Source organism: Bradyrhizobium altum (genome assembly GCF_020889705.1).
Classification (GTDB): domain Bacteria; phylum Pseudomonadota; class Alphaproteobacteria; order Rhizobiales; family Xanthobacteraceae; genus Bradyrhizobium; species Bradyrhizobium altum.
The window spans coordinates 1-14633 of record NZ_JACMYP010000080.1 but is presented as its reverse complement, the minus strand read 5'-3'; the positions used below and the strand labels follow the sequence as shown (position 1 = coordinate 14633).

Sequence of the window (14633 nt, the reverse complement as noted above, 5' to 3'; positions counted from 1 at the left end):
CCTTTGTCGCTGGAGGTGCGAGCCTTGTGGCGCAATTGCGCCGCACCTCCGACTTCAATTCCCCGTCTGGAGCTCGCCGAAGCGATCCCAGGTCTTGCCGTTGAAGCGCATCAGCTGCATCTGGTCGACCGGCACATGGTCGGCCGGCGAGGTGTTGACCTTGATGCCCGGCAGCAGCATCGGCAATTCCAGTTCCTTGATCGCGAACGCCTGCCGCAGGATGTTCTCGGTCGAGAGATCGTCGCCGCAGGCCTTCAGCACCGCCTCCAGCGCCATCGCGCTGTTGTAGGCATTGACGTAGTTGGTGTCGTGCTGATCGCCCTCGGGCACGTATCTGGTCATGAAATCGCGCCAGCCCTTCATGCCGGGATCGTCCTTCCACGCCGGATCGTCCGGATCCTTCACATACGCCGTCGAGATGATGCCGGTGCCGGCCTCGACGCCGGCCGGCTGCATCACGGTCGAAATCCACACCGCGGTGTTGGAGAGGAACGTCATCGGCCGCCAGCCGATCTCAAAGGCCTTGCGGATCGACTGCGCCGCGAATTTCGGCGTCGCTGCGATCACGAAGACGTCGGCATTGGTCGCCTTCAGCTTGACGATCTGCGAGTCTATGGTCGGGTCCGATATCTCGTAGGTCGCAACGGTGACGAGCGAATCATACTGCTCGCCGAGCACGTCCTTCAGACCCGCGAGATAGTCGCGGCCGTAATCGTCGTTCTGCGAGATGACAGCGAATGTCGCGTTCGGATTCTTCGCCAGCGCATAGCGCGCATAGAGCCGGGCCTCGTAGCGAAACGGCGCCTGCACGCCCATCGTCGCCTGCGGGAACTGCGCGATGTCGCCGAACTTCGAAGCGCCGGAGGCCAGGAACAGCTGCGGGATGTTCTTGCCCTGCAGGTATTTTGCGATCGCCGTGTTGTGCGCGGTGCCGATCGAGGAGAAGATCAGCGCGACCTCGTCGCTCTCGACGAGCCGGCGCGTCTGCTCCACCGTTTTCGGCGGCGCGTAGGAATCGTCCAGCGAGATGAAATTGATCTTGCGGCCGTTGATGCCGCCGCGCTCGTTCAGCATCCTGAAATAACCGGCCTCGCCCTTGCCCAGCGCGCCGAACGCCGACACCGGCCCGCTATAGGGCATGGTCTGGCCGATCCTGATTTCGGTTGCCGTGACGCCGCGCATCTCCGCGGCGAATGAAGCGGTGGGCAGCAGCAGGAATGAAATGGCGCCAAGCGCGCCGAATGCCTTGCGCATCGGCCTCCCCTCCCCTTTCTTGCCGCGTGCTCAGAGAGCGCGGCCGTGCCGTTTGTCGGCTTGGCCTTAAGGATGCCACGGCGCCCCAACGGAGGCCAAGCCTATTCGCCGGGGCGATCTCAGCGCTTGCCGCGCTCTTTGACCGGGATCACGAATTTCAGCCCCGACCACACCGCGTCGACGGCGCAGACCTTAATGTCGACCAGGCCGGACGCGAGCCCGATCTCGCGCACCGTCTTGTCGTCAAGATCGGTCGCGACGCCCGAGCTCTTCTTCGGCCACGACACCCAGATCATGCCGCGAGGTGCGATCGCCTCGCGGTAACGCTGCAGCTTGGCGGCGAGCCCCCTGGCCTCGGCGGCGAACAGATGCACGGCATCGAGCGGCGCCCGCGCGGTCTTCGCGATCCGCACATCGGCCGGCAGCTCGCCGACGATGTCGCCATAGGGAACGGACAACCCGTCGACAAAAATACAAAAGCCCGGCTTGAAGCCGAGCTTTTGCACAATCGGTTTGCCGGACGTGCCGGCCATGGCGGGCGAAGCTTACGCCTGCGGCTGCGGCTCCATGCCGGTGTCCGGATCGGGACGCGGGCGCGACTTGCCGGCCGGCGGCACGGCGGAGGCGCGCGGCGTCGACGGCTCGAGCACGGACTCGCGGTTGGGCTTCTTGCCCTTCAGCAGGTCGATGATCTCGTCGCCGGTCAGCGTCTCGAACTCGAGCAGGCCCTTGGCCAGGGCTTCGAGGTCGCCGTGCTTCTCGGTCAGGATCCGGGTCGCTTCCTTGTAGCCTTCCTCGACCAGGCGCTTGATCTCGGAGTCGATCTTCTGGACCGTCGCCTCCGACGCATTCTGGGTGCGCGAGACCGACATGCCCAGGAACACCTCGTCCTGGTTCTCGCCATAGGAGACGGTGCCGAGTTCTTCCGACAGGCCCCAGCGAGTCACCATCATGCGGGCCAGGCGGGTCGCCTGCTCGATATCGGAGGCGGCGCCCGAGGTCACCTTCTCGCGGCCGAAGATCAGCTCTTCCGCGACACGGCCACCCATCATGATGGCGAGGCGCGAGGTCATCTGCTCCAGCGACATCGACAGCTTGTCGCGCTCCGGCAGCTGCATCACCATGCCCAGCGCACGGCCGCGCGGAATGATGGTCGCCTTGTGGATCGGATCGGTCGCGACGACGTTGAGGCCGACGATGGCGTGGCCGCCCTCGTGATAGGCGGTCAGCAACTTCTCTTCCTCGGTCATGACGAGCGACTTGCGCTCGGCGCCCATCATCACCTTGTCCTTGGCCTCTTCGAACTCGGCCTGCGTCACCATCCGCTTGTTGCGGCGGGCGGCGGTCAGCGCAGCCTCGTTGACGAGGTTCATCAGGTCGGCGCCCGAGAAGCCCGGGGTGCCGCGCGCGATGGTCTTGAGGTTGATATCCGGCGCCAGCGGCACCTTGCGGACGTGAACCTTGAGGATCTGCTCGCGGCCGACGACGTCCGGATTCGGCACCACGACCTGACGGTCGAAGCGGCCCGGACGCAGCAGCGCGGGATCGAGCACGTCGGGACGGTTGGTCGCCGCGATCAGGATCACGCCTTCATTGGCCTCGAAGCCGTCCATCTCGACCAGCAACTGATTCAGCGTCTGCTCGCGCTCGTCATTGCCGCCGCCGAGGCCGGCGCCGCGATGACGGCCGACCGCGTCGATTTCGTCGATGAAGATGATGCAGGGCGCGTTCTTCTTGGCCTGCTCGAACATGTCGCGGACACGGCTCGCGCCGACGCCGACGAACATTTCGACGAAGTCAGAACCGGAGATCGTGAAGAACGGCACGTTGGCTTCACCCGCCACCGCGCGCGCGATCAGCGTCTTGCCGGTGCCGGGAGGGCCGACCAGCAGCACGCCGCGCGGAATGCGTCCGCCGAGCCGCTGGAACTTGCCGGGGTCGCGGAGGAATTCGACGATCTCCTGCAGATCCTGCTTGGCCTCGTCGACGCCCGCGACGTCCTCGAAGGTGACGCGGCCATGCGCCTCGGTCAGCATCTTGGCGCGCGACTTGCCAAAGCCCATCGCCTTGCCGGCGCCGCCCTGCATCTGCCGCGACAGGAAGATCCAGACGCCGATCAGCGCGATGAACGGCAACCAGGAGACGAGCAGCGAGACGAACCACGGCACGTTGTCGCCGGGCGCCTTCGCGGTGATCTGCACCTTGGCGTCATAGAGCCGCTTCACGAGCGACGGATCGCTCGGCGCGTAAGTCTGGAAGCTGGTGCCGTTGTTGAAGGTACCGTGAATCTCGGGCCCCTGAATCACGACGTCGCGGACATGGCCCTGATCGACTTCAGTGAGAAGCTGCGAGAACGAGATATCCGAGGACGACGAGCGCTGGCCAGGATTCTGGAAAAGCGTGAACAACGCCAGCAACAGCAGGACAATGATGACCCAGAGGGCGAAATTCCGCAGATTGGCGTTCATGGTCTTCCTTCGTGGTCGCGCGGATCGCGGCCTCTCTCTAATCCTTGGGCAGGCTCTGTGGGAATCCCCAGGGAATCCATCCCGTCGATGCCCTACAATCTAGGTGCCGCTGGGGTCGATGCCAAGGGAACCACGCACGACTATTTACCGCATCCTAGCCCGATTCCCGGTCAAAAAATGACGCGGAATCCGGTGTTTTTCCGGGGTGGTTAAGCCTCCTTGCCGGATTATGACAGCGGTTGAAACAATCGTACCCGGCTCAGCGGGAACGGGCCCGGCGAGGCGGCGCCGGGCTGATCCTGATACGGCCGGCGGAGACGCTGATGACCGCTCCGGCAAGCGTCTGTTTCAGCTTGGATTCGCGTTGTCCCACGGCCTCATCGACCGCGGCGAGCAGGGTTTCGACCTTGCCGAGTTCGGCCGGCCCCTCATGTCCGGTGCGGTCGATGGCGCGCTTGAGCAGACGGAGGCGGATCTCGTCCGGCATCACCGCGAACAGCGCCGCGTCGAAACCCGCCTCGAGGTTATCCTCGCTTTTCAACGCAAGATAGCGCTCGGCGCCATCGACCAGCACCTCCAGCGCAGCGTTGGCGCGCGCGATCCGCGCCGCGAGCCGTGCCAGGTTCCGCGCGTCGCCGCCCTCCTCCGCCAGCATCGGCATCAGCGCGCGCAGCCGCGGCCGCGTGAAGGCCGGATCGCGATTGGTCGGATCGTCGGCAAAGCCGATGCGTGCCTTCTTCAGCGTCGCGATAAGCTGCGCCTTGGAGACATCGAGCAGCGGCCGCGTCAGCAAAACGCCGTCGCGCTCGATCTCGCGCGCCATCGCCGAGAGGCCCGCGACGCCGCTGCCACGCAGCATCCGCATCAACAGCGTCTCGGCCTGATCGTCACGGGTGTGCGCGGTCAGGATATGCGTGGCGCCGTGCCTGCGCGCGGCTTGCGCGAGCAGGCGATAGCGCGCCTCACGCGCGGCCGCAGGCACGCCGGTCTTCGGCTTGGGCCCGCGCCATCGCAGCGTGTGATGCGGCAGGTCGAGGCTTCGCGCCACCTGCTTGACGTCGCGCGCCTCGCGCGGCGCTTCAGGACGAAGGCCGTGATCGACGGTGACGGCGACCAGTTGCGGTCCTGACGCAAGCGCGCGGCGCCAGCGCGCGGCCAGCCACATCAGCGCGACTGAATCGGGACCGCCGGACACCGCGAGCACAATCGCCGGTGCACGCGCGAGGCCTGCGAACAGGCGTTTGGCGTCCCGTGCCGGGATGGCGGATCGGTCGTCAGGCATCGCAAAGCCAGCTTGTTGCGGAAAGGCCGGAAGCGGCCTCCGCGCTGGTTTAGCACTTCACGCGCTTCTGCTCGCGGTCAACCGTAGCCTTGACCCCGCCGGACGCGCGCGGATATTTCCGCGCGATCTCGCCGAACGCGGCGCAGGCGGCTTCCTTTTCCTTCAGCGCCGCCAGCGACTGGCCAAGTCGCAGCAGGGCGTCGGGCGCCTTCGCGGACTTGTCAAACTTGGTGGTCACGCCGAGGAAGGTTTCCGCAGCGTCGCGATATTGCTGGCGCTGGAAATAGCTTTCGCCGAGCCAGTATTGCGAGTCCGCCACCAGGGGATCGCTCGGATATTTCTGGGCAAAGTTCTTCATCGTCTCTTCGGCGAGCGCATAGTCCTTGCGCTGCATGTAGCCGATGCCAAGGTCGAACTCATCCTTCGAGGTCGCCGATGGCGGCAACGTGGTCAGGGCCGCACTTGCGCCGGGGGCACCGCGCTGCGGGCTGGTGTTACCGAGGTCGAGCGGCTCGCCCGCCCCTCGGCCGCCGGGAGCGCCGACCGCCGCATTGCTCTGCATCGGCATCTGGCCGCCGCCACCGAGTACGCGCGGAGCGCCCGGGGCATTCGGATTCTGGTTCGGATCGAAAGCATCGCCGCGACCGCGGCGGCCGGGAGCTGCCGTCTGCGCCGGCTCCTGCACGATCGGCGGGGGCGCTGCGATTTGCTGTTGCTGGTCATAGCCGCCCTGCGGCTGCCTGCCGTATCCTTGCTGTGGCTGACCATATCCCTGCTGCGGCTGAGGGTAGCCCGGCTGAGCTTGCGGGTAGGACTGCGGCTGCTGCGCCGGCGGCACGGCCGCGACATTGGGTTGACCTGCCGGAGCCTGTCCAGGAGCGCCGGGCGGCTGGCCGCCAAGCTGGCGCAGCCGCTCCTCAAGCTGGCGGTTGCGGTACTGCAGCTCCTCGTTCTGGCCGGTCAGCTGCCGCAGTTGGTTTTCGAGCCGCTCGATCCGCATTTCGGCATCGGAATCGTCGGATTGAGCAAAAGCCGGAACAGAAACCGCGAACAACGCCGCGATCGCCGCGGCGGAGGAAAGAAAATGAAGCCTGGATGACATTTTGCCCTGACGACGAGATCGACGTGAAAAGCGAGCGACATTGAGGGACGGAGTACGCCGGAATTGTGACTGGCACCTCAAATCCGGGACAGCGTCGCGGATACCGGTTTAGTACGGACGGTGGAACAAGCAAGCGGCCAATTGCGCGCAGCTTCGTTCATCTTGATGAAGGCGGGCCAGGCTTTCACGCGGCCAAAACAAAACCGGCGCCCGAAGGCGCCGGCTTGAAAAAATCCATCACGGATCGCGTCAGGAGCTGGCGTTCAGCACGGTGACGGCGCGACGGTTCTGCGACCAGCAGGAGATGTCGTTACAAACCGCGACCGGGCGCTCCTTGCCGTAGGAGATGGTGCGCATGCGACTTGGATCGATGCCGCGCGAGGCCAGATAGGCGCGAACCGACTGGGCACGGCGAGCACCGAGCGCGATGTTGTATTCGCGCGTGCCGCGCTCGTCGGCATGACCTTCGATGGTGAAGGAATAACGGCTATAGGTCTGCAGCCACTGCGCCTGCTTGTCGAGGGTCGCTGTCGCCTGCGGGCTGAGATCGGTCTGATCGCTCTCAAAGAACACGCGGTCGCCGACATTGACCACGAAATCCTGCTGGCTGCCCGGGGTCGCGGCGCCCCCGATCGCGCCATTGGCGTCCAACGGGTTCTTGTTGGCGCAGGCACCCATCGACAGCGCCACCGCCAGAACCGCAACCAGCTTCATACCCTGGAGATATTTCATTCCCGGAGCCTCCACGCTCACGCTCTTCGTACTGTCCATTGGGTCTACAGGGCGATGGTTAAGCGAACGTTCCGTCAACCTTGACGAGACCTTGCTGGACCCCATCAAATGCCAGGCAATGGCGAAAAGCGCCCCCGATGGTTAATGGGTGGCAAATGTGGCGCGACGGTGAAGGGAAGGCAAGCATCGCGGGAACCAAGTCGCCCGCCGGCAATTTTGGCGCCGTCCGTGGCCAGCCGGCGACAGAAAGTTGCAGATTTGGAACGCGGAACCCGCGGTAGCGACGGAACCGCAGCCGGCTGATTCTCGGTCAGGAATGCGGCACGATCGAGTGGCGCTCGAATCGCTCGATCGGCGGCTGCTGGAGCACGTGGTGTTCGCGCTCGAACAGCATGCGGCGCTCAAACGCGGATGAGCGCATCATCGGGTAGCGATTGAACACCTTGTCGCGCATGGCGCGGAAGTTCGCCGCCATCAGCCCGACCGGCTTGAGCAGGCCCGGAAACAGGCGCGGTTCGGCGATGGTCTCGTGGAAGAAGACGCGACGGTAGAATGCCTGGTGCTCTGGACGGACGATCGCCAGCCCCAGATCGGCGTTGAAATACTCGCAAGCCATATAGGCGAGGCGGACTGTGACATAGGGCAGTTCAGGCACGCGCCGGGCCCGATCGGGATCCGCAACAAATCGCGCGGGATCGATGATGACTCCATGGCGATCGAGCTTCGGATGCAGGATTTCGCCGAAGGCCTCCGCAGAACAGGACTCGCGCCACTCGCTCGTCAGCACGCTGATGCGAACCGAGCTGCTCAGCTCGCCGTCGAGATAGACGCCGAAAGTCCAGGAGTTCTCCAGATCATCATATTGATCCGTGACCCGCTGCTCCGCGGATTCCTTCACCGCGCCTTCGCGCAGATATGCGCGGTAACGCAGATTGTAGATCGCTTCTTTTTCTGCCGGCGTTTGGGCGAGGCGGTAATCAACCTGGTCGAGCAGCTCGGGGCCCCGCGAAAAAGCGCGGGGCGCAACGACGGGGGACCTCATGAACTACTCCGGACTTTCACGACAACTTTTGCGAGCTGCCTAAAACCTTAACAGCTTCTTAATTTTCGTCAAAGCAATCGAGGCAATACAGTTAACCTTCGACCGCAAAGGGTGCATTTCCGGTAGTGCAACCGAGGGCTATCACAACTATCGATTGAATGGATTCAGCCCGCTCACGCGATCGAGCGCGAAGGAACCACGTGCAGTTGCTCGTCGGTCCGCCGGCCGTGCGAGGCATTGAGCAGCTGGCGGATGCGGACGGCGGGAACCGGCCGGCTGAACAGGTATCCCTGTGCTTCGGTCACCGCGCCGTCGGCACTGATCAGTTCGAGCTGCTCATTGGTCTCGATCCCCTCGACCACGACCGACATGCCGAGGTCCGCGGACAGCCGCGCCACCCCGCGCAGCAGGGTCAGCGGCCGATCGCTGTCGATGCCTTCGAGGAAGGAGCGGTCGATCTTGACCTTCTGCAGCGGGAAATTGTGCAAATAGCTAAGCGACGAATAGCCGGTGCCGAAATCATCCAGCGAGATCCGCACGCCGAGCGAACGCAACTGCGACAGCACGTCGTGGGTCAGCTCGGTGTTGTGCAGCAGCGAGGATTCGGTGATCTCGATCTCCAGGCGGTGTGCCGGCAGACCGGAGACCTCGAGCGCATAGCGGACCTCGCTCAGCACATCGCGCTGATGGAACTGCTGCGGTGAGAAGTTGACCGCGACGCTGACCGCTTCGGGCCACTTCATGCATTCCATGCAGGCCTTGCGCAGGATCCAGCGGCCGAGATCGACGATCAGGCCCATATCCTCAGCGACCGGAATGATGTCGACCGGCGAGACCGTGCCGCGCGCCGGATGGTTCCAGCGCAGCAGCGCCTCGCAGGTCGACACCTTGCCGGACTTCAGGTTGATCAGCGGCTGGTAGAACAGCTCGAATTCCTCGTTGGCGAGCGCCTTGCGCAGATCGAGCTCGAGGATGCGGCGGGCCTCGACGGTCTGGGCCATCTCGTCGCGGAAGAAGCAGAAGGTGCCGCGACCGTCGGCCTTGGCGCGGTAGAGCGCCATGTCGGCGTTCTTCAATAGCGTATCGGCACCGACGCCCGGTGCGGTCATCGCGATCCCGACGCTGGCGCCGATCTCGACCAGATGGTTGTCGATCTTGTAGCGCTCGCTGAGGCGGTCGACGATGCGCCGCGCCAGTGCGGCGGCGTCCTCATGCGAGTTGATGTTTTGCTGGAACACGACGAACTCGTCGCCGCCGAACCGCGCCACGAAATCCTCCGGCCGAAGCATCTCGCGCAGCCGCTCGGCGACCGCGCAAAGCAGCTGGTCGCCGCAGGGATGGCCGAGCGTGTCGTTGACCTGCTTGAACTGGTCGAGGTCGACGAACAGCAACGCGGAGCGGTGATCGCCGTGCTGCATGGCGAGCAGCCGGCCGATCTCGTCGCGGAAATTGACGCGGTTGGGCAGCGCGGTCAGCTCGTCGTAGCGCGCGAGATGGCTGATCCTGGCCTCGGCGTCCTTTCGCTCGGTGATGTCCTCGACCAGCACGACCGTGCCGCCGCCTGGCATCGGCTGGAACGTCCAGTCCAGCGAACGATTCTGGGCCGGATCGGGGTCGCTGGTGACGATGTCGCCGCGCTGGGAGCTCTCGATCTCGTAGAGGATCTGTTGCGCCGCCGCGGCCGAGATCGCGCCAGACAGCACGCAGGCATTGCAGATATCGGTCGCGCTGGCGCCGCGCTGCACGAAATCGTCCGACAGCTGCATCATCTCGATGAAGCGGTGGTTCATCACCGCGAGGCGTCCGTCGTCGCGGAACATGCACAAGCCGTGCGGCATGTTGTTGAGCGCGGTATCGAACTGATGCGCCAGCGCCGCCTCGCGGAAGCTCGCGGTCAGCGCCTTGACGAAGATCGCATGCAGGCTGAGGTTGATGCCCTTCAGGCCGAGGAAGAACAGGACCAGCAGGATCGACAGGCCGATGTAGTAGAAGTCGCCATGCAGCGCCAAAGCGAGCGACATCGGCCCGCAGGCGACCAGCACATGGAGCTGGAGCAGCCGCGGCCGCCCGTAGTTGCGGGCCGCGCCGCCAGCCGTGTAGCCGACCGTCACCGCGACGCAGAGCATGTGGGCGATCGCATCATCGCTGCCGAGGATGGTGACAAAGCACCAGGCGCCCAGCACCATGGCGTACACAATCGCACCGATCGAGTAGCGCGGCGCCCAGACCTTGGCTTCCTCGTAGGTCAGCCCGCCACCCTGCCCCTCGTCGTACTTGCGCATCCAGACCGCCCGCGCGGTTCCGATGGCAATGATCAGGAAGGCGAACGGCCACAGCAGCACATTGCCGGTCTTGAGCGCGGTCATCACCGCGGCGGAGGCGGTGGCGACGCTGCCGAGGAACATCGCCCAGAAATTCTGGCGCATCGAATCCACGAGTGCAGCGTAGAGCACCGGCTCCAGCTCGTCCTGGCTGCCTCGTCGTTTCTGATCCACCAACTGCATCTGCAGACGTACGCGTCCCTTTCCGGCTCCGTAGTTCTAGCGGTCGCAGGTGAAGTCTTTCTGAGGGAACATCGTTAGCGAGTCGTTGCCGCGACCCATTGATAGCCGAAATTCGGCATAAGTTTCAGTGCGCTAGGTAAGAAGTGCCGACCGCCCCAGGGTTCCCTGGAGCAGCCCAGCGCGAGCCTCACGACAACAGCGGCGACCAGGCGGGGTCGGAGGCAAAACCCGGGGTCGGCACCCGCAGTTCGTTGCGCCCGGAAACGTCGATGGTGAACAGCGACGGACCGCTGTTGCCGCCGGGATCGCGGAAGAACATCACGACGCGCCCGTTCGGCGCAAAGGTCGGGCCTTCATTGTGGAAGCCCGAGGTCAGGATGCGCTCGCCGGAGCCGTCCGGCTTCATGATGCCGATCGCGAACTGCCCGCCGCCTTGCTTGGTGAACGCGATGTAGTCGCCGCGTGGCGACCACACCGGCGTCGAATAGGTGCCGTCGCCGAACGAGATGCGCTGGGCTGCGCCGCCGGTTGCCGGCATCACGTAGATCTGCGGCTTGCCGCCGCGATCGGACTCGAAGCAGAGCCGCGTGCCGTCGGGCGCATAGGATGGCGAGGTGTCGATCGCCGGCGTGTCGGTCAGCCGCGTCATCGACTTCGAGCGTAGATCCATCACGAACAGGTTGGAGTTGCCGCCCTGCTGCAGGCTCATGATGACGCGCTGGCCGTCGGGCGAGAAGCGCGGCGAGAACGACATGCCCGGGAAGTTGCCGACGATCTCGCGCTGGCCGGTCTCGATGTTGAGCAGATAGACGCGCGGGTCGCCCTGCCCGAACTCCATGTAGGTGATTTCCTGGGTCGACGGCGAGAAGCGCGGCGTCAGCACGAGATCCGAGCCGCGGGTCAGATAGCGCACATTGGCGCCGTCCTGGTCCATCAGCGCGAGGCGCTTGACGCGGCGATCCGCAGCGCCACTCTCGTCGACGAACACGATGCGGGTATCGAAATAGCCCTTCTCGCCGGTCATCCGCTCATAGATCTGATCGGAGATGATGTGCGCGATGCGGCGCCAGTATTCGGCCGAGGTGTCGTACTGCTGGCCGGCGAGCTGCTGGCCGGTGTTGACGTCCCAGAGCCGGAATTCCGCCTTCACGCGCCCGTTGCCCTGGCGTGTCATGCGGCCGGTCACCAGCGCCTGCGCGTTGATGCTCTTCCAGTTGTTGAAGTTCGGCGCCGCGTCGATGTTGATCTGCTTCTCGAGATAGGCGGCCTGATCGATCGGCGCGAACAAGCCGCTGCGCTTCAGATTGTTGGTGATCACCTGGGTGACGCCGACGCCGACTTCGGCGTCGCCAGGCGTGCCGGCGGCGAAGTTCGGGATCGCGATCGGCACCGGCGCAAACTCGCCTTCCGGAATCGGGATTCGCTTCGGGCCAGCCTGCCCGAAAGCGCTCCGGCTTCCGGCAAGCGCGCCGAGAGCGGCGATTCCGGAGATCATCTGTCGACGGTCGAGGCGAAATTTCATGGTCCGCAAATCATTCGTGTTGGTCATTGTCGGTAACTTTACTTGCCGTTGGCCAGGCGACGCGGTTGTCCTCAGGTCTTCCGTTCCGTGAACACCGGCGCGAAATACTTCCATTCCTCGAAGAAGGCCGCCGGCAGTCGATACGGCTGGCATTCGATGATCGCCCGCAGTGCGCTCTCCTGATAGACGCGCAAATAGGGCGTTGCCGGCGTGCCTTCCGGCACCGGCGCGGCTTCGAGCGTGCCATCGCGCTTCAGCTTGATCTCGAATACGGCCTCGGTCTGCATCGCCTCGATGCCGCCATAGGGCTTCTTCCAGCAGCGCTCGACCTGCTGCTTGAACATCGCGCCCCAGGTCGCGGAGTTGTCGGCGGCCTTGCCCTTCGCCGTGCCGAGCGCAGCGTTGGCATTGAGCGCATCGCCGGTCGCCGCGGCCCGCGTCGGGTCGCGCTTGTCGAGCAGCGCTGCGATCTTGCTCTGGTCGAACACGCGATCCTTCGGTTTCTGCTCCGGCGGCGGCTTGGCGGCCTGCTGGACCGGCTTCGGCGGCGGCTTCTTTTCTTCCTTCTTGATCGCTTCCGCGATCGGGTCGGGCTTCACCGGATCGGGCTTCTTCTCGATCGGCTTCGGCTCTTCCTTCGGCTTGTTCTCCGGCTTGTTCTCGACCTTCTTTGGCGGATCCGGCTTCTTGTCTTCCGGCTTCTCCACCTTCGGCGTCGGCGCCGGCGCGGTATCGGTCACGACTGGCGGCTTCTTGTCATCGATCTTGCCGACGGCATCATCCATCGGCTTGGCCTCGGCGACCTTCTCGACCAGCGGCTTGGGATTTTCCTTCTTGCCGTCCTTCAGGCCGGCCATGACATGGGAGAGCTGGTCGGGCGAGATCACGTCGACGGCAACAGTATCCTCTTCAGGCATCACGTACGCCCGGGTCGAAAACGACACGAGGCCCCACCCGATCACGAGGACGTGCAGGACAATCGATGCCGCCAGAGTCTTGTCGACCTTGACCTTCAAATCAGGCTCCCCGTGCCTTGCCGCACATGGCCTCATATTGGAGCATGATCTGATCGGAAAACCGGCCTCCACTTTTCCGGATCATGCTCTATCCGCCTTCCGGGATGATGACGATATTCGCCTTGAATCCCGCGGCCCGGACCTCGCCGAGCAATTTCATCATATCCGTGTAACAGACATCCTTGTCGCCACGCAGATAGACCACCTTTTCGGCATCCGACCGGGCGTCCCCGATCGCCTTGATCTTGGCCGGAAAATCGGCGGCCGTGACCGGCGCGTCGCCGAGATAGAGCTCGACATTCGAGTTGCAGCCACCGCCGGTGCGCTTCACCGACAGCGTCAGCGGCGGCTGGTTCGACGAGATCGACTTGCCGCCGCTCGCGACCGGCAGGTCGATGTCGATGTTCGACGTCATCAGCGGTGCGGCGACCATGAAGATGATCAGCAGCACCAGCATCACGTCGACCATCGGCGTGACGTTGATCTCGGCCATGACCGGCTTGCGCCCGCGGCGGCGTCTGCCACTACCGCCGGACCCTGCCATGCTCATCGCCATGATCGTGCGCTCACAACAGTGACCATCGTTGATCTCAGCCCCGCTCGTCGATCTGACGCGACAGGATGGCGGAGAACTCGTCGGCGAACCCCTCCAGGCGCGCAGCCTGCCGGTTCACCTCCGAGGTGAACTTATTGTAGAAAATAGTCGCCGGAATTGCGGCAATCAGGCCGATTGCGGTCGCAAACAGCGCTTCCGCGATACCGGGCGCCACCACCGCCAGGGAGGTGTTTTTCGAGGCCGCGATCGACTGGAAGCTCGACATGATGCCCCAGACGGTGCCAAACAGGCCGACAAAGGGGCCGGCCGAGCCGACGGTGGCGAGCACCAGCAGCCGCCGTTCCAGCCGCTCCACCTCCCGGGCGATCGAGACGTTCATGACCTTCTCGATCCGGGCCTGCAGGCCGGCAAAGGACCGCGACTGGCTCTCGAAAGAGCGCTTCCACTCCCGCATCGCCGCCACGAAACAGGCCGCCATCGACTGGGTCGGCTTGGCCGAGAGCGCCCGGTAGAGTTCCTCGATCGACTGGCCGGACCAGAACGCCTGCTCGAACTTGTCCATCGCCCGCTTGGTGCGGGCGTAGAGCAGGATCTTGTCGATCGCGATCGCCCAGACCCACACCGAGCAGGACAAAAGTCCCAACATCACGCATTTGACGACCCAATGAGCCTGCCAAAACAGCGCGATCAGCGACACATCGCTCGATGCCAGTGGCAGAGTTGACTGAGCCACGTCGGCGGGATTCATCGGCAATATCCTCTCAACGCAAGTGTCCCCATCAGGCGGGCCGCCAATCGGCACCGATTCCACGGCCGCATCAGGCGCGGCGAAACTGCGCGAAAGCCTCTTGCATCTGTCGCATGGGGGGCCCGTCCAAAGCCGGGCCCTGCTTCCCCTGCCAACATGTCAAAACGAGGGCTTTTCACGCGGCATTCCGACCCTAACCAAACGCTAATCATGGTTAAGGCGAGGTTACCAAAGGGAAATTTGGAAGCGGGAAATGCCGCCGGCGGAGGTGGTTGGCGGGTTCCGCAGATGAATGGCTTCGGCGGTTGGTGGGGTGATGCCCGGCGTCCCCCCCCCCGCGTCGTCCTGGCGAAAGCCAGGACCCATGACCACCGCATTTGATTGTGAACGGGATCGTGGCTCCAGCG

13 protein-coding genes are annotated in these 14633 nt (G+C 64.4%); all 13 read right to left on the bottom strand.

What is annotated here, in order from left to right; all coding sequences use genetic code 11:
• Window positions 1-54 precede the first annotated feature (54 nt).
• On the bottom strand, window positions 55-1254 hold the full coding sequence (locus H8B02_RS20460; protein WP_229167879.1) for an ABC transporter substrate-binding protein: 1200 nt from the start codon (window positions 1252-1254) through the stop codon (window positions 55-57).
• 119 nt (window positions 1255-1373) lie between these two features.
• A complete protein-coding gene (locus H8B02_RS20455; RefSeq protein ID WP_229167878.1) occupies window positions 1374-1787 on the bottom strand; it encodes a DUF3052 domain-containing protein in 414 nt (137 codons plus the stop codon).
• A gap of 12 nt (window positions 1788-1799) precedes the next feature.
• Window positions 1800-3722, bottom strand: coding sequence for an ATP-dependent zinc metalloprotease FtsH (gene ftsH, locus H8B02_RS20450; protein WP_097676103.1), 1923 nt, complete (start codon window positions 3720-3722; stop codon window positions 1800-1802).
• A gap of 259 nt (window positions 3723-3981) precedes the next feature.
• Window positions 3982-5004, bottom strand: coding sequence for a tRNA lysidine(34) synthetase TilS (tilS, locus tag H8B02_RS20445; protein ID WP_229167877.1), 1023 nt, complete (start codon window positions 5002-5004; stop codon window positions 3982-3984).
• 49 nt (window positions 5005-5053) lie between these two features.
• Window positions 5054-6106 carry a tol-pal system protein YbgF gene (gene ybgF, locus H8B02_RS20440; protein WP_229167876.1) on the bottom strand — a complete coding sequence of 351 codons (1053 nt, stop codon included), beginning with the start codon at window positions 6104-6106 and terminating at the stop codon, window positions 5054-5056.
• Between the two features lie 249 nt (window positions 6107-6355).
• On the bottom strand, window positions 6356-6838 hold the full coding sequence (gene pal / locus H8B02_RS20435; protein WP_229167875.1) for a peptidoglycan-associated lipoprotein Pal: 483 nt from the start codon (window positions 6836-6838) through the stop codon (window positions 6356-6358).
• Between the two features lie 310 nt (window positions 6839-7148).
• Window positions 7149-7880 (bottom strand): N-acyl amino acid synthase FeeM domain-containing protein, encoded by a 732-nt coding sequence (locus tag H8B02_RS20430; RefSeq protein WP_229167874.1) that lies wholly within the window; start codon window positions 7878-7880, stop codon window positions 7149-7151.
• Window positions 7881-8053: 173 nt separating this feature from the next.
• Window positions 8054-10384, bottom strand: coding sequence for a putative bifunctional diguanylate cyclase/phosphodiesterase (locus H8B02_RS20425; protein ID WP_229167873.1), 2331 nt, complete (start codon window positions 10382-10384; stop codon window positions 8054-8056).
• 187 nt (window positions 10385-10571) lie between these two features.
• The gene (gene tolB / locus H8B02_RS20420; protein WP_212320440.1) at window positions 10572-11906 is read right to left on the bottom strand and encodes a Tol-Pal system beta propeller repeat protein TolB; all 1335 of its coding nucleotides are present in this window, start codon (window positions 11904-11906) and stop codon (window positions 10572-10574) included.
• A gap of 71 nt (window positions 11907-11977) precedes the next feature.
• The gene (gene tolA / locus H8B02_RS20415; protein WP_229167872.1) at window positions 11978-12958 is read right to left on the bottom strand and encodes a cell envelope integrity protein TolA; all 981 of its coding nucleotides are present in this window, start codon (window positions 12956-12958) and stop codon (window positions 11978-11980) included.
• A 52-nt stretch (window positions 12959-13010) separates the two neighbouring features.
• Window positions 13011-13478: a biopolymer transporter ExbD gene (locus H8B02_RS20410; protein ID WP_212320444.1), complete on the bottom strand. Its 468-nt coding sequence runs from the start codon at window positions 13476-13478 to the stop codon at window positions 13011-13013.
• 34 nt (window positions 13479-13512) lie between these two features.
• Window positions 13513-14226, bottom strand: a complete 714-nt coding sequence (gene tolQ, locus H8B02_RS20405) for a protein TolQ (protein ID WP_016846954.1) — start codon at window positions 14224-14226, stop codon at window positions 13513-13515.
• 225 nt (window positions 14227-14451) lie between these two features.
• Window positions 14452-14633: hypothetical protein (locus tag H8B02_RS20400; RefSeq protein ID WP_229167871.1), on the bottom strand; the 182-nt coding region annotated here is incomplete at its 5' end.

What these genes read in the sequence shown, in the direction of transcription:
- H8B02_RS20460 (WP_229167879.1), bottom strand. Translation starts at nt 1,254, where the DNA reads ATGCGCAAGGCATTCGGCGCGCTTGGCGCCATTTCATTCCTGCTGCTG.
- H8B02_RS20455 (WP_229167878.1), bottom strand. Translation starts at nt 1,787, where the DNA reads ATGGCCGGCACGTCCGGCAAACCGATTGTGCAAAAGCTCGGCTTCAAG.
- ftsH (WP_097676103.1), bottom strand. Translation starts at nt 3,722, where the DNA reads ATGAACGCCAATCTGCGGAATTTCGCCCTCTGGGTCATCATTGTCCTG.
- tilS (WP_229167877.1), bottom strand. Translation starts at nt 5,004, where the DNA reads ATGCCTGACGACCGATCCGCCATCCCGGCACGGGACGCCAAACGCCTG.
- ybgF (WP_229167876.1), bottom strand. Translation starts at nt 6,106, where the DNA reads ATGTCATCCAGGCTTCATTTTCTTTCCTCCGCCGCGGCGATCGCGGCG.
- pal (WP_229167875.1), bottom strand. Translation starts at nt 6,838, where the DNA reads ATGAAATATCTCCAGGGTATGAAGCTGGTTGCGGTTCTGGCGGTGGCG.
- H8B02_RS20430 (WP_229167874.1), bottom strand. Translation starts at nt 7,880, where the DNA reads ATGAGGTCCCCCGTCGTTGCGCCCCGCGCTTTTTCGCGGGGCCCCGAG.
- H8B02_RS20425 (WP_229167873.1), bottom strand. Translation starts at nt 10,384, where the DNA reads ATGCAGTTGGTGGATCAGAAACGACGAGGCAGCCAGGACGAGCTGGAG.
- tolB (WP_212320440.1), bottom strand. Translation starts at nt 11,906, where the DNA reads ATGAAATTTCGCCTCGACCGTCGACAGATGATCTCCGGAATCGCCGCT.
- tolA (WP_229167872.1), bottom strand. Translation starts at nt 12,958, where the DNA reads ATGAGGCCATGTGCGGCAAGGCACGGGGAGCCTGATTTGAAGGTCAAG.
- H8B02_RS20410 (WP_212320444.1), bottom strand. Translation starts at nt 13,478, where the DNA reads ATGGCGATGAGCATGGCAGGGTCCGGCGGTAGTGGCAGACGCCGCCGC.
- tolQ (WP_016846954.1), bottom strand. Translation starts at nt 14,226, where the DNA reads ATGAATCCCGCCGACGTGGCTCAGTCAACTCTGCCACTGGCATCGAGC.